15 protein-coding genes are annotated in these 17,803 nt (G+C 71.2%); 3 read left to right on the forward strand and 12 right to left on the reverse strand.

Going from position 1 to position 17,803, the window contains the following annotated elements; all coding sequences use genetic code 11:
* Positions 1 to 215 precede the first annotated feature (215 nt).
* Positions 216 to 1,226 (reverse strand): ATP-dependent DNA ligase, encoded by a 1,011-nt coding sequence (locus AC067N_RS30915; protein WP_478682195.1) that lies wholly within the window; start codon positions 1,224 to 1,226, stop codon positions 216 to 218.
* Between the two features lie 74 nt (positions 1,227 to 1,300).
* Positions 1,301 to 2,116 carry an SAM-dependent methyltransferase gene (locus AC067N_RS30920; RefSeq protein WP_478682196.1) on the reverse strand — a complete coding sequence of 272 codons (816 nt, stop codon included), beginning with the start codon at positions 2,114 to 2,116 and terminating at the stop codon, positions 1,301 to 1,303.
* A 192-nt stretch (positions 2,117 to 2,308) separates the two neighbouring features.
* On the opposite strand from AC067N_RS30920, the gene AC067N_RS30925 reads away from it, so the two are divergent.
* On the forward strand, positions 2,309 to 3,277 hold the full coding sequence (locus AC067N_RS30925) for an alpha/beta fold hydrolase (RefSeq protein WP_478682197.1): 969 nt from the start codon (positions 2,309 to 2,311) through the stop codon (positions 3,275 to 3,277).
* Positions 3,278 to 3,494: 217 nt separating this feature from the next.
* On the opposite strand, the gene chvE is transcribed toward AC067N_RS30925, so the two are convergent.
* The 5 genes from chvE to AC067N_RS30950 all read right to left on the reverse strand — a co-directional run bounded on the left by chvE (position 3,495) and on the right by AC067N_RS30950 (position 11,411).
* On the reverse strand, positions 3,495 to 4,592 hold the full coding sequence (gene chvE, locus AC067N_RS30930) for a multiple monosaccharide ABC transporter substrate-binding protein (protein ID WP_478682198.1): 1,098 nt from the start codon (positions 4,590 to 4,592) through the stop codon (positions 3,495 to 3,497).
* A gap of 587 nt (positions 4,593 to 5,179) precedes the next feature.
* Positions 5,180 to 6,676: an FAD-binding protein gene (locus AC067N_RS30935; RefSeq protein WP_478682199.1), complete on the reverse strand. Its 1,497-nt coding sequence runs from the start codon at positions 6,674 to 6,676 to the stop codon at positions 5,180 to 5,182.
* Positions 6,677 to 7,276: 600 nt separating this feature from the next.
* Positions 7,277 to 8,191 carry an aminoglycoside phosphotransferase family protein gene (locus AC067N_RS30940; protein WP_478682200.1) on the reverse strand — a complete coding sequence of 305 codons (915 nt, stop codon included), beginning with the start codon at positions 8,189 to 8,191 and terminating at the stop codon, positions 7,277 to 7,279.
* Between the two features lie 323 nt (positions 8,192 to 8,514).
* Positions 8,515 to 9,750 carry a helix-turn-helix domain-containing protein gene (locus AC067N_RS30945; protein ID WP_478682201.1) on the reverse strand — a complete coding sequence of 412 codons (1,236 nt, stop codon included), beginning with the start codon at positions 9,748 to 9,750 and terminating at the stop codon, positions 8,515 to 8,517.
* A gap of 344 nt (positions 9,751 to 10,094) precedes the next feature.
* A complete protein-coding gene (locus tag AC067N_RS30950; protein ID WP_478682202.1) occupies positions 10,095 to 11,411 on the reverse strand; it encodes a ferredoxin reductase family protein in 1,317 nt (438 codons plus the stop codon).
* Between the two features lie 368 nt (positions 11,412 to 11,779).
* On the opposite strand from AC067N_RS30950, the gene AC067N_RS30955 reads away from it, so the two are divergent.
* Positions 11,780 to 12,799, forward strand: a complete 1,020-nt coding sequence (locus AC067N_RS30955) for a LacI family DNA-binding transcriptional regulator (protein ID WP_478682203.1) — start codon at positions 11,780 to 11,782, stop codon at positions 12,797 to 12,799.
* 42 nt (positions 12,800 to 12,841) lie between these two features.
* Here AC067N_RS30955 and AC067N_RS30960 read toward each other — a convergent pair whose 3' ends face one another.
* Complete coding sequence (locus AC067N_RS30960) at positions 12,842 to 13,195, reverse strand: YybH family protein (protein WP_478682204.1); 354 nt, start codon at positions 13,193 to 13,195, stop codon at positions 12,842 to 12,844.
* An 81-nt stretch (positions 13,196 to 13,276) separates the two neighbouring features.
* Here AC067N_RS30960 and AC067N_RS30965 point away from each other — a divergent pair, with 81 nt between their 5' ends.
* Positions 13,277 to 14,251 (forward strand): helix-turn-helix transcriptional regulator, encoded by a 975-nt coding sequence (locus AC067N_RS30965; protein WP_478682205.1) that lies wholly within the window; start codon positions 13,277 to 13,279, stop codon positions 14,249 to 14,251.
* Between the two features lie 51 nt (positions 14,252 to 14,302).
* Here the strand turns inward: AC067N_RS30965 and AC067N_RS30970 are convergent, their stop codons facing one another.
* From AC067N_RS30970 to AC067N_RS30985, 4 genes are all read right to left on the reverse strand, one after another.
* Positions 14,303 to 14,791 carry a hypothetical protein gene (locus tag AC067N_RS30970; RefSeq protein ID WP_478682206.1) on the reverse strand — a complete coding sequence of 163 codons (489 nt, stop codon included), beginning with the start codon at positions 14,789 to 14,791 and terminating at the stop codon, positions 14,303 to 14,305.
* 110 nt (positions 14,792 to 14,901) lie between these two features.
* Positions 14,902 to 15,561 (reverse strand): DUF5825 family protein, encoded by a 660-nt coding sequence (locus AC067N_RS30975; RefSeq protein ID WP_478682207.1) that lies wholly within the window; start codon positions 15,559 to 15,561, stop codon positions 14,902 to 14,904.
* Positions 15,562 to 15,625: 64 nt separating this feature from the next.
* A complete protein-coding gene (locus tag AC067N_RS30980) occupies positions 15,626 to 17,584 on the reverse strand; it encodes a RiPP maturation radical SAM C-methyltransferase (protein WP_478682208.1) in 1,959 nt (652 codons plus the stop codon).
* 89 nt (positions 17,585 to 17,673) lie between these two features.
* Positions 17,674 to 17,796, reverse strand: a complete 123-nt coding sequence (locus AC067N_RS30985) for a hypothetical protein (protein ID WP_257234620.1) — start codon at positions 17,794 to 17,796, stop codon at positions 17,674 to 17,676.
* Positions 17,797 to 17,803 lie beyond the last annotated feature (7 nt).

The raw sequence follows: 17,803 nt of genomic DNA on the forward strand, positions 1-17,803 counted from the left end.
CGGCCCCCCGCCGGGGCGACGCCACAGCCGCCGACCGCGGCGGTCGACGCCGACGGCGGGCCACGCCGGGTGCCGCCGGTCCTCCCGGAGGACGGGCGGGGCCGGCGGCGCCCTCAGCGGGCGTTGATCCGGCGGACGCACCTGCTGGGCGGGCTGCGCGATACGGACGGTTGCCGTACGGAGGTCTGCCTCACGGGCCGAGCGTCACCCGGCCGTCACCCGGCTTCCGTACCCTCGCCGAATCCCGCCACATCTCCGGGCACCATGTCCTGCCTGAGGCGGACGAACCGGGCCGGATGCCGCCAGGCCCCGTGCCCCTGGGCCGTGTCCACGGCCATCTCGGCGACCAGCTCCGGGGCGACGAGGACGACCTCCAGGGGTGTGCGCGATCCCCAGGACGTCGTGAACCGCGTCCCCTCCCAGGGGTGACCCGGTCGAGCCGCGGACAACCGGGCGCCGAGCTCCCGGACCGCCTCGGGCTGCAGCAGGGTGCTGCGGGCGACCAGCCGGAGCACTCCTTCCTGGTCGTAGCGGCCGAGGAGAACGGTCTGCGGACGGCGCAGGGTGCCGGTGACGGCGCCGACGATGCCCTCGGCGGTGTCCCGGCGGCGGATCTTGTACCAGCCGCGGGCCCCGGGCAGATACCTCTGCCGCCGGCCCTTGACCACGAGCCCCTCCACGCCCGGTACCCGCGTCCAGGACGTCAGCCACTCCTGCGCGGTGGCCAGGTCGTGCGTCTGCGGGCAGAGAGTCCACGGCGCCGCGAGCGAGTGACCGGTGAACAGTTCCTCCAGCCTCGCGCGCCGCTCGTCGTACGGCGCGCGGAGCAGTTCCACACCGTCGGCCTGGAGCACGTCGAAGGCGATGAAGTGGGCGGGCAGCTCCGCCGCCAGCCGGGCGGCCGTGCGCCCGCCGGACGAGGCCCGGCGCTGCAGCGACTCGAAGGACAGCTCCTCGCCGGCCCAGACCACCACCTCGCCGTCGAGGACCCAGCCGTCCGGCAGCCGCCCCGCGGCGGCGGCCAGATCGGGGAAGCGGGTCTGGATCAGGCTGCCCCGACGGGACTGGATCAGCACGGGGCCGGGCGCCGGCCAGGGTGTGAAGAGCAACGCCCGGTATCCGTCGAACTTGGGCTGCAGGACGAGACCGCCGGGCAGTGCCGCGGGCGGGGGCACCCACTCCCGGGCCCGGGCCAGCATCGGCTCCACCGGCGGTCGCAGCACCATACGTCCGGTCTACGGCCTGTCCGCCCCGCCCGCGACCCGGGCGGGCCGCCGGCCGCGCGCGTCACCTCAGGCCGTCATGGCTTGCGGGCCAGCCCTCCGTGCTCGCCGATGACCTCGGGAGCCGGACCGTCGGGCTCCGGGCGCCAGAGCGGGACGGAGACGACACCGGGGTCCATGAGTTCCAGACCGTCGAAGTACGCGGTGATCTGGTCGGGGGTCCGTAGGATGTACGGCGCGGCGCCGCTGTTGTTGTAGTCGTCCTGGGCCTGCTCGAAGACCGGATCGATACCGAGGGAGCCGTCGTTGACGGAGAGGTAGCTGCCCGACGGCAGGGCCGCCATCAGCCGGGCGACGATCGAGCGTGCCTGGTCGTAGTCGGCGACGTGACCGAGGATGTTGCTGAGGATGAGGGCGATGGGCCGGTCGAAGTCCAGTATCCCGGCGGCGGCCGCGAGGATGCGGTCCGGCTCCAGCACATCGGCGTCGACGTACGAGGTCGCCCCCTCCGGCGTGGAGTAGAGCAGGGCGCGGGCGTGCGCCAGGACCAGCGGGTCGTTGTCGACGTAGACGATCCGCGACTCGGGAGCGATCCGCTGCGCGACCTCATGCGTGTTGTTCGCGGTGGGCAGCCCCGTCCCGACGTCCAGGAACTGGCGGATACCCGCCTCCGCCACCAGATACGTGATGTTGCGCCGCAGGAACGCCCGGCTGCTGCGGGCGATGGTGACGATGCCGGGGAACACCGCGGTGTACGCGTCGCCCGCCTGCTCGTCGACCGGGTAGTTGTCCTTGCCGCCCAGCCAGTAGTTCCAGATGCGGGCCGAGTGGGGCACCGAGGTGTCGATCTTCTGGTGCGCCGCCGATCCGGGCGTGCTCGCGTGTTCGGTCATGAGTGGCGTCCGTCTTTCCACCGAAGCGTTTGATGTTTCAACAGACAACCTACGTCCCGACACCCGCGCCCCGCACGCCAGTTGACGATACCGGTTCTCCTGGCCGGCATATGGGCACGGCGCGGTGGCCGCCGCGGCACCGGATCCGCCTGGGCCCGCCTCCGCGGCCGGTCGCCGTGCTTCGATGTGACGATGGACGATCAGGACGGCAGGGACCAGGAAGCGCGTTACCGTGCGCTGGACGAGACGGTGACCCGGCTCCACCGCGAAGGGCGGCCGGCCGAGGCGCTCACGGCGGTGACCGAGGAGGCTCCACGCATACCCCGTCGGCGCGCGGACCTGGCCCATCTGACCGCCTGTCTGCTGGCCCTCACCGGGCGCCCGGAGGACGCGCTCGCGGAGCTGCGTGCCGCCCTCGGCGACGGCGCCTGGTGGAGCCCGGCGATCCTCGTCGAGGACGACGATCTCGCCACCGTACGGGAGCTGCCGGGGTTCGACGGCCTGCTGCGGGAGTCCGCCGCCCGCCACGCGGCTGTCGGCGCCGTCCCGTCGCCGCCTGTCGTACGGCGGCCGCGGAGCTTCCCGCGAGGGGTGCTGGTCGCCCTCCACGGGGCCGACCAGGACGCGACGCTGGCCGCGCGGCAGTGGGCGGCTGCGGTGGACGCGGGTTTCGTACTCGTCGCCGTCGACTCCTCCCAGCGCTCGACCCCGCTCTACCGCAGCTGGCCGGACGCCGGCCTCGCCGTACGGGACATCACCGCCGCCCTCGCCGAGGTGGACGAGGCCGACGGTGGGCTGCCGCTGCTGGCGGCGGGTTTCTCCGCGGGTGCCCGCGCGGCCGTGCTGTGGGCCCTGTCCGACGCGTCAGTACGCCCCTCGGCGTTCCTCGCGGTGGGCCCGGCACTCACCCCGGCGCACCTCGACCGGGAGCGGTGCGCGAGGGCCGCGCGGGCGGGCCTGCGCGGGCGGATGCTGGTGGGGGAGCGGGACGACGACATCGCCCCGGAGATCCACGACGCCCACGCGTTGCTCACCCGCGTCGGCGCCGACGTGACCCTGGAGACCGTGTCCGGCCTCGCCCACGGCTTTCCAGAGGACTTCCCCCGGCGCCTCCCCGCCCTCCTGGACGCGCTGGTGCCGGCGCACCCCCGACGCCCCTGAGGCAGGACCGCGCCCGAAGCGCGAACGGGCCCGTCCCGCCTGCCGCCGCGCTGCTAAGGGTTGTCCCGTGATTCCCGGCGGGCGCGCGACGCCGGCTACGGCACCTCGCCGCGTTGTCGGAACGTCCGCATACATCCAGTATGCGGACGCTCCTCCGCCGTGCGATGCGCCGCATCCGACGCCGCGCGCTGATCCACCGGCAATCACGGGACAACCCTTAGTCGAGTTCGGCGGCCGTGTAGTACCCGCCGGCCACCAGCACGTCCTTGTAGTTGCTCTTGTCGACGCTGGTCGGCTGGAGCAGATACGCGGGCACGGGCTTGGAGCCGTTGTTGTAGGCCCTCCTGCTGTTGAGGTTCGGCGTCTTGCCGTTGAGGACGTCGTCGACCATGTTCGCCGCCATCTCGGCGAGCAGCCTGAGGTCCTTGTAGACGGTCTGCGACTGCTCGCCCGCGATGATCGACTTCACCGAGGCCAGTTCCGCGTCCTGACCGGTGATGACGGGCAGCGGCTTGGCGGAGGAGCCGTATCCGTGCGCCTTCAGCGAGTTCAGGACGCCGATCGAGATGCCGTCGTACGGCGACAGCACCGCGTCGACCGTGGCGCTGCGGTACGCCTTGGTGAGCACGCTGTTCATGCGCTTCTGCGCGGTGGGGCCGTCCCAGCGCAGCGTGGTGATCTGGTCCAGTTCGGTCTCCCCCGACCGGACGACCAGTTGCTTGGTGTCCAGGTACGGCTTCAGCAGGTGCATCGCGCCGTCGAAGAAGTACCGGGTGTTGTTGTCGTCGGGTGAACCGGCGAACAGCTCGATGTTGAACGGGCCCTTGCCGTCCTCGAGACCGAGCTTGTCGATGATGTAGCGGGCCTGGAGCCGGCCGACCTGCTCGTTGTCGAAGGAGACGTAGTAGTCGACGTTCTTCGTGTCCAGGATGAGCCGGTCGTAGGAGATCACCGGTATCTCCGCCTCCGCGGCCTTCTTGAGCACGGCGTCCATCGACTTGTTGTCGATCGCCGCGATGATCAGCGCGTCGACGCCCTGCTCGATCAGCTTCTCGATCTGGGAGACCTGCCGCTTCGGGTCGTCGTCGCCGTAGACCAGCGTGGTCTTGTAACCCTTGGCCGCCAGGTCGTCCACGACGCTCTTGCCGTCGGTCAGCCAGCGTTCGGAGGCCCGGGTCGGCATCGCGACGCCGATGGTGCCGCCCTCGGAGCCGTCCGCGGAAGCCCCCCCGTCCTGCTGGCCGCACGCGGTCAGGGTGAGGGCGAGCGAGACGGCTCCGGCGATCGTGGAGAGGGCGGCTCTTCGGGTGTGCATGTGATCGTTCCTTGTTCTTCTCGTCGTTGAGAGCAGGACCGCGTATCAGCGGCCGGTACGGCACTGCCTGGGGAGGGCAGGGCGAGACGGAGCCGGCCGCGCGGTAGGGGCCGAACTCCGGCAAGCGTGATCGGGGCGCGGGCCACCCGGCATGCGGGGTCCGCCGGCTCCCGTGTTCCCTGTGCCGATGCGCACCGGTACGTACGTCGGGCTGCGCCACGGCGTTCCGGCCACGCGGGGGCTGATTCCGGTGATGCGCAGGGCACTTGCCTTTCAAACCGTTCGATATGTCGTCACACGGTCGAATGTTTGCGTGACCATAGGGACGGGATACGTGTGATGTCAACGGGGTGAACAGGAACGGTTACTGAAAGGTGAAGAGCGAGGGGCTCCGGTGACGGGTGAGACGGGGGTCCACCGGTGGCGAGAAAGAGGCGCCGGAGCGGTGGACACGGGGGCTCCTGCGTCGGAGATCCCCGTGTCCTGAAACCGCTGGTCGCGAGACCGCTCAGCGCGAGACTGCGCGTCGTGATCGGAGCCGTGCGGTCGGGACCCGGTTCCCGGGCCGCCCTACCGGGGCCGGACGGTCAGAAGATGCCCGGGCCGGGCGTGAGGATGCCCTTCGGGTCGTACCGGTTCTTCCACGACACCAGTCGCGGCCACATCGAACCGTAGTGGGCCTGCCAGTCGGCCTTGGTGGCCGGGCACGCGCCGTGCGGGTAGCGGGTGCCGCCGACGGCCGCCGCCCGCTGGTAGAGCCGGTAGTTGCGGTCCGTCATCCGGGACGCGAAGTCGGGGTCGGGGCCGGGTCCGGCGGAGTCGGTCAGGACGCTGACCAGCCACACCCAGGGGCCGCCCGCGTCGCCGGGGAGCCGCAGCAGCGGCCGTCCGTAGGTCGAGCGCAGCATCGGGAAGACCAGCCCGAAACCGGTGGGGCCCAGGTCCTCCGGCGTCAGCGAGGGGAACACCGAGCCGACGAAGTCCTCGACGGCGTCGTCGGGCAGGAACAGATCGAGCCACGGCTTGACCTTCGCGTCCCAGTCGAGGTTCGCCGCGAACGAGTCGTACATGGTGGTGACCAGGGAGATGTAGTCGAGGAAGCCGTAGTCCTCGAAAACCGCGGAGCCCGCGGCGGGGCTCAGACCGCGCAGCAGATGCGATGTGTCGGGCACGTCGCCGGCGTCGTGGAAGACCGTGGCCCACAGCGTCAGCGGCTGCGCCGTGCCCGGCTGCGGAATGCTGCCGAGGGAGTCGAACTCGCCGCGGTTCGCGAGGATCCGGACGTCCTGGAAGAACGTGGGGATGTCCGTGTACGCGATCCGGTACGTACGGGCCAGCTGCTTGGCGGGCACCAGGCCGACGGTCGCCCGTGTGATCACCCCGCACTGGCCGAGCCCCGCGAGCGCCGCCTCGAACAGGTCGGTGTTCTGCGTGCCGGAGCACCGCAGCAGCCGGCCGTCGCCCGTGACCACCTGGAGCTGTTGCGCGTGGTCGACCTGGGCGCCCGCCCGGTAGGCGGACATCATCCCGATGCCGCCCATGGAGAGGGTCCCTCCGACGGTCGTCCCGAGGTAGCTGGTGATCGACGCAGGCCTGAGGCCCCGCCGGAACGCCGCCGCGATCAGGTCCTTCCACAGCACGCCCGCGTCCACGTCGGCGCTGTCGGTGCCGATCGAGTGGATCGTGTGCAGTGACTCCATCTCGATGACCAGCCCACCGCTGACGAGCGGTTGGCCGAACATCGCGTGGTGCGCGCCGGCGGGTGCGGCCTTGATGCCGTGGGCCCCGCAGTAGGCCAGCATCTTCCGGATGTCCTGCACCGAACCCGGCCGGAGCACCGCACAGGGTGTCCTGACGATGATGTTGCCCTGGTCGTGCGCGTTCGCCGCGAGGACGTCCGGGTCGAAGGTGAGGGTTCCGTCGAGGGCGGGAACCGCGGCGAACGAGGCACGGTCGGCGGTCTCGGCCTGGGCGACCCACTGCCGTCCGACCAGGTCGAAACCGGCTACGAGCGCTACCGTGCCGGCCCCCAGCCTGGACAGGAACCGACGTCTGTCGAGGTGACCTTGTTCTGTACTTGACATACCAGCTCCCTGGTGTTGGCGCGGCGGATCGTCGGCACACCTCTGTGTGGGTGCCGCATCGCATCTACGGGTGACTTCAGCCGTTCACGGGTGGCGGCGGCGCGGCCTGACCCTCGGCGCGGCGAGGCGAAGGAGTGACCTGACCCGATTCCTGACCGGGTCGGTGCTTCTCACTCATGGCGATTTTCCCCCTGAACTCTCCCCGGGCTCATCATGACCAAAGACAGGCCCGTTGCGCGAGAGCCGAGTCGTGGTCAGGGTCCGTTTTGCGACTATTTGTTCACCGATGTGTGGAGAGATCGCGAGGGGAGTGGGGGGCGGGTGTGGGCACGGAACAGGCCCCCGGAGCGGAGGAGTTCGGCGCGTGCCGCGTCGCCTGCCGGAGCCGTACGGTCTCGTCGGGCCGTCCGGCTCCCGCGGCTCACGTGTGTGAGGAGCCGCCGGGGGCGCGACCGCCGGACCGGACTGCCGCCGGTTTCTTCCCCAGTACCGGCAACACCGTCACGGCGCCCGCGAGGAGCGCGCACACCCGGAACACCCGGCCGCAGCCGATCCGCCCGATGACCGCGCTGTCGGTCCCGGCAGGGTTGGAAGGCGGGGTCACGGCGAGCCGAAGTGGGCGTGATCGGCGAGGACTTCGTCGATCACCCGCCGATGGACGGCGGCCAGGTCCGCGTCGGTGCCGATGGTCTCGGAGAGCATCAGCAGCGACTTCCACAGCGCCCAGCCCCGGGCCCGGGCCCACATGCCCTCGTCCTGGCCGACCGTACGCCGGAACGCCTCGCGGCTGTCTCCGGAGAACATCGTCCACGCGATCACCAGATCGCAGGCCGGGTCGCCGACCCCACAGGTGCCGAAGTCGATGACGGCCGCCAACCTGCCGTCCCTGACCAGCAGGTTGCCGCTCGCGATGTCCCCGTGGAACCAGACGGGCGTCCCCTGCCACTCGGCGGCGAGCGCGGCCCGCCAGACGTCGGCGGCCCGTTCCGTGTCGACGCGCCCTTCGAGGGCGGCGAGGCAGCGACGGGTCTCCTGGTCGTAGTGCGCCGGTGAGGCACCCCGGAACCAGCTGTGCTCCCCGGCGAGCGGGCCACCGGTGGCGTCGCAGCGCTGGAGGGCGAGGAGGAAGCCCGCGACGGCGACGGCGAACCGGGCCATGTCGTCGATGCGGTCGGGTGCGGACGTCTGGCCGTCCAGCCATCCGCGTACCGACCAGGGGAAGGGGTATCCCTCGCCGGGAACGCCCTCGCCGAGCATGGCCGGGATCGCCACGGGCAGCGCGGGCGCCAGGCGCGGCAGCCACTCGCTCTCCTTGGCGACCGCAGGGACGTATCCGGCGGCGGTGGGCAGCCGGACCGACATGTCGTCACCGAGGCGGTAGGTGCGGTTGTCCCAGCCGTCGACCTCCACCGGAACCAGGGGTAAGCCGGCCCACTGCGGGAACTGACCGGCGATCAGCCGTGAGACGAGGGCGGCGTCGATGCCTGCGCGGCCGTCAGGGGGTGTCGGAACCATACGGCGATGATCGCTCGAAAAGACATGTACACGCAACGGATTTGACACTTCCGTTCATCGACCGTGCCAGTTGTATGGCAAGGAGTTGCCTGCACTTGCCGAGCAGGGTGATGGGGGGCGGATGGGCCACGATCGCGCGCTATCGCCGCGGTCGGCTATCGGACCCAGGCCCCGGTGCCGGCCGGGGCACCGTACCGACATCCGGCGGGCCGCAAAGGCGCCCGCGCCCGGCGAGGGAACGACCCCGGTCTTCCCGGCGCCGAGAGACCGCGGCGCCGGAGAGACCGGGAAAGGGAAAGGAGTGCCTGAGCCGGCGGCGCGGCTCAGGCCCCGGCGTCGTCGCGCGTGGTGCCGGCCTGTTCCAGCGACTCGGCGAGGGTGCGCCAGATCTCGGCGGCCAGGTCGATGTTGGACTGCCGGCGGGCCTGTTCGCCCAGTTCCTTGAGCCGGAGGACGCCCTCCCGCTCGCGGCCCTCCAGGAGCATCAGGCGGGCGTCGAGGACGTGGAGCCTGACCTGGTCCCGATAGCTGAGGCGCAGCTCGTCGCGGTGGAGCCGGTCGTGCAGGGCGCGAGCGTCCGCGTACCGGCCCTCCTCGAAGGCCAGATGCGTCCGCAGGGTGAGCAGTTCCTGGCGCAGCACCGGGGTGCCGACCAGCGCGAGGGCGCCGGCCGCCTCGTCCAGGCAGGCGCGACCGCGCTCGGTCCGCGGGGGAGCGCTCTGCAGGTGCAGGGACGCCGCGGCCAGCCGCAGGCGCGCCCACAACGTCAGATCGGCGCCGCTGTCCAGCTCCTTCATGGCGCGTTCGAGGCAGTCCCGTGCGGCCTCGTGGTCGCCCTGGCGGAACCGTACGGTGGCGGCCGACCACAGTGCCTCGGCGGCGAGCGGATCGGAGCGCCCCTCCACCAGCCGGACCAGCTCGTCGACGTGCGCCCTGGCGTCGGGCAGCCGTCCGGCCTCCGCTTCCACCGAGACGAGCGTGAGCAGCGCCCCACCGGTGTCGGTGACGGACAGTCCGGCGTCCTTGGCGATCTGGTATGCGTCGACGGCGATACCGAGCGCGCGGGTCACCTCACCGGTCGAGCGCAGTGAACGGGCGAGCTGGAAGCCGGCCCTGCACTGCAGTTCGGGCAGGGCGAGTTCGTCGGCGAGCCGGGCCAGTTCCTCCAGACATGCCTGTTCCTCGTCCCGCCGGCCGCGGCGCTGCCGGTAGCGGGAGATCAGCCACAGTGCCTGCCAGCGGAGGAACGGCGCCTCCTCGCGGACCTGGCCGAGCACGGCGACGAGCTTCTCGATGTCCTCGTCGCCGTCCGTGGACATGGCGATCGACAGGGCCTGCGCCAACGAGCCGCCGCTCGGCGGTGTGTCGAAGGCGGAGCGATCGACGCCCAGGACCTGGGCGAGATGGGTCACCACCCGCTCTGTGGGCTGCCGCGCGCCGGACTCCAGACGTGACAGATATCCGGTGGAGATCTCTTCGCCCGCGAGTACGGCCTGCGAGAGACCGCGCTCCACTCGCAGCTCTCTGAGGCGTCGCCCGAAGGCCGGCTGTTCCAGCATGTGAATCCCACTATCACTTCGCGCGCGGTGAACAGGTGCTCGGCTCCACCGCCCCGCGACTCCCGGCGAGCAGTCAAAGCGCTGACTTGCCGGGATTCTAGTCCGAGCCGGTCCGACTCGGGCATTAACTTGCCCACGACTTGCCAACGGGTGACGACGTCCGCCGATAGGCCCGGCGATCACGTCAATGATGAGCAGCCTCTTCGTGGCGGGGCTGAGGAAGACGTGACCTCCGCTTGGGCCCGCGGCGGCCCGCAGGCGTCGCGCCCGAGTGATGGATGACGGAGCGCCGTGGCCGCCGGAGAGGCGGGCCACGGCGCTCCGTCATCCCGTCACCGAGGCCGTCAGGCCAGGCCGAACCGCTCGGCGTGCACCTGCCTCCGGGGAACCTTCAGCGCGCGCAGGGAGCCGAGCACGGCCGTGGTCATCGCGGGCGGACCACAGACGTACACATCACGTTCGGCCACGTCGGGAACCAGGGCCCGCAGGTTCTCCGGCTCGAACGGCGGACTGCCCTCCCCGGTACGGCCCGTGAGCAGATGCAGCCGCCCACCGAGGTCGCCCAGCAGCGTCCGTACCTCGTCGGCCAGCACCGCGTCGTCCTCGCTGCGCACCCGGTAGAGCACGACGACGTCGCCGGCCGATCGCTCCTCCAGCAGGGCGCGCACCGGTGTGATGCCCACTCCGCCGGCGATCAACAGCGCGCCGGGACGCGTCCGGTGCAACGAGGTGAACGCCCCGTACGGCCCCTCGACGAACGCGCGGCTCCCGACGGGGACGTGCCGCAGTCCGGCGCTGGCGCTGCCGACCGCCTTGGCGGTCAGTCGCAGCGTACGGCCGTCGGGCGCCGCCGACAGCGAGAACGGATTGGCCAGCCACCAGTGGTTGTGCCCGGGGAACCGCCAGATGCAGAACTGCCCGGCCCGGGCCGGCAGCTTGTCGAGGTGGCGGCCGGTGACATGCACCGACACCACGTTGTCCGACTCCGGCACCACCGCCGCGACCTCGAACCGGTGATAGGCGTTGCGCCACACCGGCATCACGATCCGCCCGGTGATGAGGGCACCGAACGCGAACAGCCACAGGGCCCACCAGTAGAACATCGCGAACGCGGAGGAACTGAAGGTCGTCGTCTCCTGCAGCTGGTGGACGAACGCCAGCCCCAACGCCACGTACAGCAACAGGTGCAGGCCGTGCCACGTCTCGTACCGCAGCCGCCGCCTCACCTGCCGTGCGGAGACCGCCGCGATCACGACGACGATCGCCGCCGCCAGCATCCCGAGCAACGAGGCCGGCACTCCGGCCAGCGCGAAGAACGTCTTCGCCATCGAGGCGTCATCGAGCCGCGCATAGCCCAGCACCACCAGCACGGCGTGGGTGAGCAGGGTCCACAGCAGGGTGAAGCCGACCCAGCGGTGCCACACCGTCAGCCGGTCCATGCCGATCCGACGGTCGAGCCACGGCAACCGGGCCACCAGCAGCAGCTGGAACAGCATCAGCACGGCGGCGTGCAGACCGAAGAACTTGGCGACCGTGAGCACCCCGTTCTTGCCGGTCCCGGCGGTGAGGAACAAGACCTCGACGATCACCAAGTTGACGATGACGAACGTCCACAGCGCCCAACGCGCCGCTGTGACCGGAGGTATGGTGCTCTGCCGCACCTGTGAAATCGTCGCCTCCACCGCTTCCCCTTTTGCTCATGTGACGTACTCGTGCCCGGCACCCGACGCAACCGCGGACCCCGAGCGTCCTAACCTGATACAACCGCGACCCCGGCACAATCCGGAACTTGACGTAATCGAAAGCGTTACGTGGCCCGAGCGCGCCCCCGCGGGGCTCCCGGAGCGCCCACGGGGTGGGTGGTCGGTCCCCTGGGGGCAGACACCTGGATCACTCCTCACCCGGCGGCCGACCCGGCCGCCGTCGCCGGGTACGCTGAGTGATTAAGGTCTTAACCACAAGCCGTGACAGGGCTGTTGAGGTAGAGATGACTAGCTCGCGGGTCTGGCGGCGTCCCACACTCGGTGCCGTGGCCGCACGGGCCGGGGTGTCCACGGCCACGGTGTCGAACGCCCTCAACGGCACCGGACGGCTGTCGGAGGCGACCAGGCAGCGCGTGCTCACCGCGGCACGCGAACTCGGGCACGCCCCGGCCAGCACGGCCCGAGCCCTGGCCCGCGGCCGCACCGGAGTGCTCGGGCTCACCACCACGGCGTACGGCGACCTGCCCGTCTCGTACACCGAGATCCCCTACTACGCGCAGTTGACGCTGAGCGCGATGGCGGCCGCGCACGAGCGCGGCTACATGCTCATGGTGATGCCGAACTCCCTGTCCCCGTGGATGTGGCTCAACACGCCGATGGACGGTGTCATCCACGTCGAACCGCGCGCCGAGGACCCGGTGCGTGCCCTCCTGCGGGAGCGCGGCATCCCGATGGTCACCGACGGTCGGCCGCCCCGCCCGCACTGGACCGACGCGTGGGTGGACACCGACCACGAAGCCGCCATGAGCCTCCTGCTCCACCACCTGGCCACCTCCGGCGCCCGGCGGATCGAGCTCTGCCTGCCGCTCCACGACTGCGAGTACCCGCACCTGATCGGACGCGCCTACGCGTCCTGGTGCGCGGCGCACGACATGCCCGCCCTCGTGGAGGAGTACGCCGCGCTGCCCGACTACTTCACGGCTGAACGGGAAGCGGTCGCCCGGCTCCTCGACCGCGATCCCCGCCCGGACGCCGTCATCGGCGTCTACTCCGACTCGGGCCACAACATCCTGGCCGCCGCCGGGCGGCACGGCCTGCGGGTGCCGCGGGATCTGCTCGTCGCCTGCGTCAGCGAGGACCCGGACTACGCGACGACGACCCCCTCCGTCACCACGGTCAGTCTCCGCCCGGACCGGGTCGGCGTCGAAGCGGTGGACCTGCTGATCGCCCTCATCAACGCCCCCGGCGGAGTGACCCGCCACCGGCTCGTCCAGCCGGTCCTGATCCCCCGCCGCTCCACACGCCGACCACCGCCGACCGCGCGGCGAAGGGAACGGCCGGAGTGACTCCGTTCACCCCGGTGCCCCCCTCGCCGTCGCCGGGCCGTGTCAGGAGGTGATCGCGGGCTGATCGGCCACCCACAGCCAGGTTCCGTCGGACTGACGGCGGGCGATCTCGACGGTGATCTCGCCGTCCGTCAGGGTGGATGCCGTCAGCGCCAGGTCGCCGCTGATCAGGGGCGGGTGCTGTCGGCCCGGTGTGAGGAGGGGGGCGGCCGCGACGAACCGCTCGTACACCCTGCGGATCTGCGCGTGCCCGGTGGCGAGGCTGCCCGGCGGGAAGGCCAGTACGGCGTCCGGTTCGTACAGCGCCACCAGTCCGTCGACGTCGCCGGCGTTGGCGCGCTCGATGAAGAACCGCCCCAGGTCGTTCGGTTCCGCGGCGGTGTCCCTGTGTGTCATGGCTTCTCCTTGAGTCATGCGGAGGAGCCTCTCAAGGGATACATGACACCCTGTGTCATGTATCCCTTGTAGGTTCTCCGCATGCGCGCCGACCGGCTGGTCTCCCTGGTGCTCCTGCTGCGGCAGCACGGGCGGCTGTCCGCGACGGCGCTGGCCCGGGAGCTGGAGGTGTCCACGCGCACGGTGCTGCGCGACATCGAGGCCCTGTCCGCGGCCGGGGTCCCGGTCTACGCCGAACGCGGCCGGCACGGCGGTTTCGCGCTGCTGCCCGGTTTCCGGACCGAGCTGACCGGGCTGAGCCACGACGAGGCACTGGCGCTGCTCGTCGCCGGATCGCGGCGCGGCGCGCAGGTGTTCGGACTCGGTGCGGCGCTCGCCTCGGCGATGCGCAAGGTGGTGGACGCGCTGCCGGAGGACCAGCGGGCCACGGCGGCCGGAGCTGCTCAGCGTCTGCTCATCGAACCGGAGACCGATCTGCTGTCGCGGAGGGCGGCCGCCGAGGACGTGCCGGACACCGTCGTGGCCGAGGTCCGGCGCGCGGTGTTCGCGGGACACAGACTGCGGATCCGTTACGCGGCCGTGGACCGGGCGCCGAACTGGCGCACGGTGGACCCGATCGGCCTGGTCACCGTACGCGGCCAGGGCTATCTGCTGGCCACGCGTTCCGGCGCGGACCGCACCTACCGGCTGTCGCGCATCCTGACCGCGGAGGAACTCGCCGAGCCGGCACGGCGGCCGGAGCGGGTCGATCTGGACCGGGTCTGGCAGGACCGCAGCACGCGGTTCCGCTCCGGCGGCGACCAGGTCACCGTGCTGGTGCGACTGGACCCCGCGCATCGGGAGGAACTGGTGGGCACCGCGCTGGCCGTCCGCGCCGAGGAACCCGACGGGGACGGCCGGCTACGGCTGGAGGTCACCTTCCAGGACGCGCAGCACGCCGAATGGGCGCTGTGGCGCCTCGGCACGCACGCCGAAGCGCTGGCCCCCGGGGGGTTGCGCGACGCGCTCCGCGACCGCGCCGCCGCGATCGCCGCCCAGTACGGAGCGCCGTCCTGAGGGTGATGTCCTGCGTCGCCGACGGGGCTCCGGCGGCACAGGTGAACCGGGTCAGATGCCCATGGAGGCGAGCTCGATGGGGGAGCGGTAGTTGGCCGCGGCGGTGACGACGCAGGCGCGGTACGTCCGGTCGGTCCTGACCGCTCGGAAGTAGTCCCGGATGTTCTGCCAGTAGCTGACGAGGTATCCGACACCGGGAACGAAACCCGGCGGGCGAGGCACCAGGGCGAACCTCTCGCTGCACCGCAGGATCTCTCCCGTGGCCGTGGAAAGGACATCGGCAACTTCGGCGTTCATGTTCCATCCGGCCGCGAGCTCAGGCGTCCAGATCGCCCCGGCCACCTCCCGCAGACGCTCCTGCTCATCGGGCGCCGGATCGCTCGGCGCACCCGCGACCACGGCGGAGTGGGCGCTCGACGAGGCCGGAGCGCCGGCCGCGGACGCGCTCGGTGCCGCCACGGCCGCCGTGACGACCACGGTGACCAACACCGCCGCGGCCCTCGTGCCACGGCGCCTGACCCGCCCACTGCTCGCTGTCATCGACCCTCTCCTCACGTCGGATGATCTGCCCGGCTCAGGGCGCCGTCGACGATGGCATGGCCCCGAACACGACGTCTACGGCGACAAACGAGCCACCGCCGCCCCACCGCTCAGACGGCCATCGCCTCCTGGAGCCATCGCGACACCCGGTACGGAAGCCACCACACGAACTCGTCGACCCGCAGGACCAGGTGCTCGGAGGAGAACTCGTCCAGGATGTCCGCGGGGACGTCCGCATGGTGCCGGCCGCGGTCGAGTCCGGTGACGGCCTCCGCGTAGCGGGGCTCGTCGGCGGTGAACCGCCGCAGATCCCCCCAGCGCCGGTCCCGGATCTGCAGGAACCCCGGCCCTTGACGCCAGATGAGCTTGCAGAGGTAGTGGCGGGTCCGCCAGGCGTGGAGCGCGCCGTCGTGGTCGGCGGGCCCGGCGAGCGTGCGGGGCGGATGCAGGTGCGAGAGAACCTTCCACAGGTGGTCCGCGCGGTCCGGCGGCAGGACCAGGTCCCAGTCGACCTGGACGGCACGGGCCGTCAGATCGCGGACCAGGCTCAGCTGGTCGATCGCCGCGCGCGCGGCGTCCGGTCCGGGCGCGGAGAGGTCCACGGGCACGTCGAGTTCGACGAGGCGCGCGCCGAGGGACCACAGGTGCCGGGCGTCGTCGGGACCGGCTGCGAGAGGAACACGGCCCAGGGACATGCCCGGCAGCGCGCGGGCCTGCGTGTCGTGGTCTCGCCATGCTCGGACGGTCGGGGTCGGTGCGCTTGCGGGCATGCTCGGTCCTTCTCGGTGTCCGGGGCCGGATGAGGGGAGGGGAGGGGAGGAGAGGCGGTGGCGATCAGGGAAGTGCGGGGGCGGCGGCGGGAGCCGCGCTCACGAGTGGCTCGTCGGGCTCGGCGGCCGACGCGGTGTGCACGTGGCGCATGTAGTCGAGGCGCAGCAGGTCCTGGTTGACCGAGGCGGGCGCGACATGGACGTACTGGCCGGCGTCGGTGAAGGCCACCCCCTGCGCGGTCCACTCCTCCAGCAGGTCCCGCACCTCCTGCGCGGTGCGGTCGCCGAACGCCGGGTCGGCGGTGAGCTTGCGGAGCAGCGCCTTGGGGGAGTGCGGCTGGTCCAGGAGACGGAAGGCGGCGACGGCGAACGGGTCGGTCAGCCGCAGGGTCCGCCAGGTGAAGGAGTGCCGCCGGCTGACGAGGACGATCTCGTCGCCCAGATCGGTGTGGGTGAGCCGGGCGTCGGTGTGGTGCTTCTTCCACGTGCCGAGGGCCTCGTTGAGCCGGTTCACCGTGGCCGCGCCGATGCCGCGCTCGGGTGCCTGGAAGACATAGGCCAGGTCGTGCAGTTCCGCTTCGGGCAGATCGTAGGTGAACAGGTAGTGCTCTTCCGGGCGCAGACCGGTGAAGCCCAGTTCGGGACGGTTGAAGTAGGGGCTGAACCGTTCGATGGCGATCCGGGCGGACAGGTCGACCGGGGGGTTGAGGTGTTCGAGCGCGGGCAGCTGCCGGATCACCGGCTCGTAGTCCTCCGCGGTCTCGCCCGGGAAGCCGTGCAGGTAGTTCCAGGACACGGAAAGCCCCGTCTCGGCCGCGTCGCGGAGCATCCGCACGTTCTGACAGCCGCTGACGCCCTTGTCCATGAGGTCGAGGACCCGGCTGTTGAGGCTCTCGATGCCGGGCTGGACGTAGATGAGTCCGGCGTCGGCGAGGACCTGGAGCTGGGGGCGGCGCATGTTGGCCTTGATCTCGATGTGCATCCGCAGGTCGTAGCCGCTGTCGATGATCCGGGGCAGCACGGTGGACAGGTACCGCATGTCCAGGATGTTGTCGACGACGTACATGTCGAGGACCCGGTGACGCTCCGCCAGATCCATGATCTCCTGGTAGAAGGTGTCCGGGCTCTTGCTGCGGAACTGCATGAACGAGCCGTTGAGACCGCAGAACGTGCAGTGGTGCTTCTCGCCCCACCAGCAGCCCCGGGCGCCTTCGACCACGAGCTTCGGCTCCACCCAGTTGCGGGCCACGGACGCGGCGATGCGTTCGAAGTAGCCGCTGTAGTCGGGCGGAAGGATCGCCGCGGGAGGCAGGGGGCCGGTCGGCATCGGGTTGGCGACCGGGACACCGTCGGCGCGGTGGCACAGCCCCGGGATGTCCGCGATCTTTACGGAGGGGGCGTCGGGCTCCTGCTGCAGGGCCTGGAGCAGGCGGGGGAACGCCTCCTCGCCCTCGCCGCGCACCACGAAGTCGACGAAGGGGAAGTTGCGGTGTACCGCCGCACCCTGTTCGGCGTCGCAGTTGGCGCCGCCCATGACCGTGACGATGCCGGGGGACAGCCGTTTGATGTGCCGGGCCGCGGCCAGGGCCGCCGTGTTCTGCTGGAAGGTGGACGTCAGGCCCACGACATCGGGTGCGAGGTCGGCCACCCGGCGGGCGATCTCCTCCACGAACTCCGGCACGATCTCGTGCAGGTCCTTGCTCATGCGCAGACGCGACGCCCGCAGCTTGCCGGTCATCACCTCGGTGAACTCGGCCGTCTTCCACGCCGGATCGTCGTACAGGGCGCTGGAGAACACCCAGTCGCCGCACCCGAGGAAGTACGAGGACAGCGCGAAGTACTCGTAGTCCTCGGCGGAGAACTCGGTGCGCTTGGTGATCCAGTCGGTGAACTCCAGGTTGGCGTGCAGCACCTCGCACGTCGCGCCCGGAACGCGTTCGTCGACACTGCGCTTGAGGATGCCCAGCGCCAGGGACGGCAGGTCGATGGGGGACCAGGGCATGTTGAGCAGGAGGACACGCACAGTCGGCTCCTCGGGGGACGACGGGGCAGGAGAAGGGCCGGCGGAAGAACCCGGCCGGCCCCTGGTTCCCGGGGCCGGCCGGGCGAGGATCACTCCTCGTCGCCGCCCTCGTCCGCGTTGCGGAACGGGATGGTGATGGTGATGCCGATGCCCGGCTTGCGGTTCTCCTCGTCGCCCGCGAGCGGGTCGTTGTGGATGATGTCCTTCTGCACGGTTGCC

The organism is Streptomyces sp. NPDC042364 (genome assembly GCF_056437585.1).

What these genes read in the sequence shown, in the direction of transcription:
- AC067N_RS30925 (WP_478682197.1), top strand. Translation starts at nt 2,309, where the DNA reads ATGGACGATCAGGACGGCAGGGACCAGGAAGCGCGTTACCGTGCGCTG.
- AC067N_RS30965 (WP_478682205.1), top strand. Translation starts at nt 13,277, where the DNA reads ATGCGCGCCGACCGGCTGGTCTCCCTGGTGCTCCTGCTGCGGCAGCAC.
- AC067N_RS30960 (WP_478682204.1), bottom strand. Translation starts at nt 13,195, where the DNA reads ATGACACACAGGGACACCGCCGCGGAACCGAACGACCTGGGGCGGTTC.
- AC067N_RS30940 (WP_478682200.1), bottom strand. Translation starts at nt 8,191, where the DNA reads ATGGTTCCGACACCCCCTGACGGCCGCGCAGGCATCGACGCCGCCCTC.
- AC067N_RS30920 (WP_478682196.1), bottom strand. Translation starts at nt 2,116, where the DNA reads ATGACCGAACACGCGAGCACGCCCGGATCGGCGGCGCACCAGAAGATC.
- AC067N_RS30935 (WP_478682199.1), bottom strand. Translation starts at nt 6,676, where the DNA reads ATGTCAAGTACAGAACAAGGTCACCTCGACAGACGTCGGTTCCTGTCC.
- AC067N_RS30975 (WP_478682207.1), bottom strand. Translation starts at nt 15,561, where the DNA reads ATGCCCGCAAGCGCACCGACCCCGACCGTCCGAGCATGGCGAGACCAC.
- chvE (WP_478682198.1), bottom strand. Translation starts at nt 4,592, where the DNA reads ATGCACACCCGAAGAGCCGCCCTCTCCACGATCGCCGGAGCCGTCTCG.
- AC067N_RS30970 (WP_478682206.1), bottom strand. Translation starts at nt 14,791, where the DNA reads ATGACAGCGAGCAGTGGGCGGGTCAGGCGCCGTGGCACGAGGGCCGCG.
- AC067N_RS30915 (WP_478682195.1), bottom strand. Translation starts at nt 1,226, where the DNA reads ATGGTGCTGCGACCGCCGGTGGAGCCGATGCTGGCCCGGGCCCGGGAG.
- AC067N_RS30945 (WP_478682201.1), bottom strand. Translation starts at nt 9,750, where the DNA reads ATGCTGGAACAGCCGGCCTTCGGGCGACGCCTCAGAGAGCTGCGAGTG.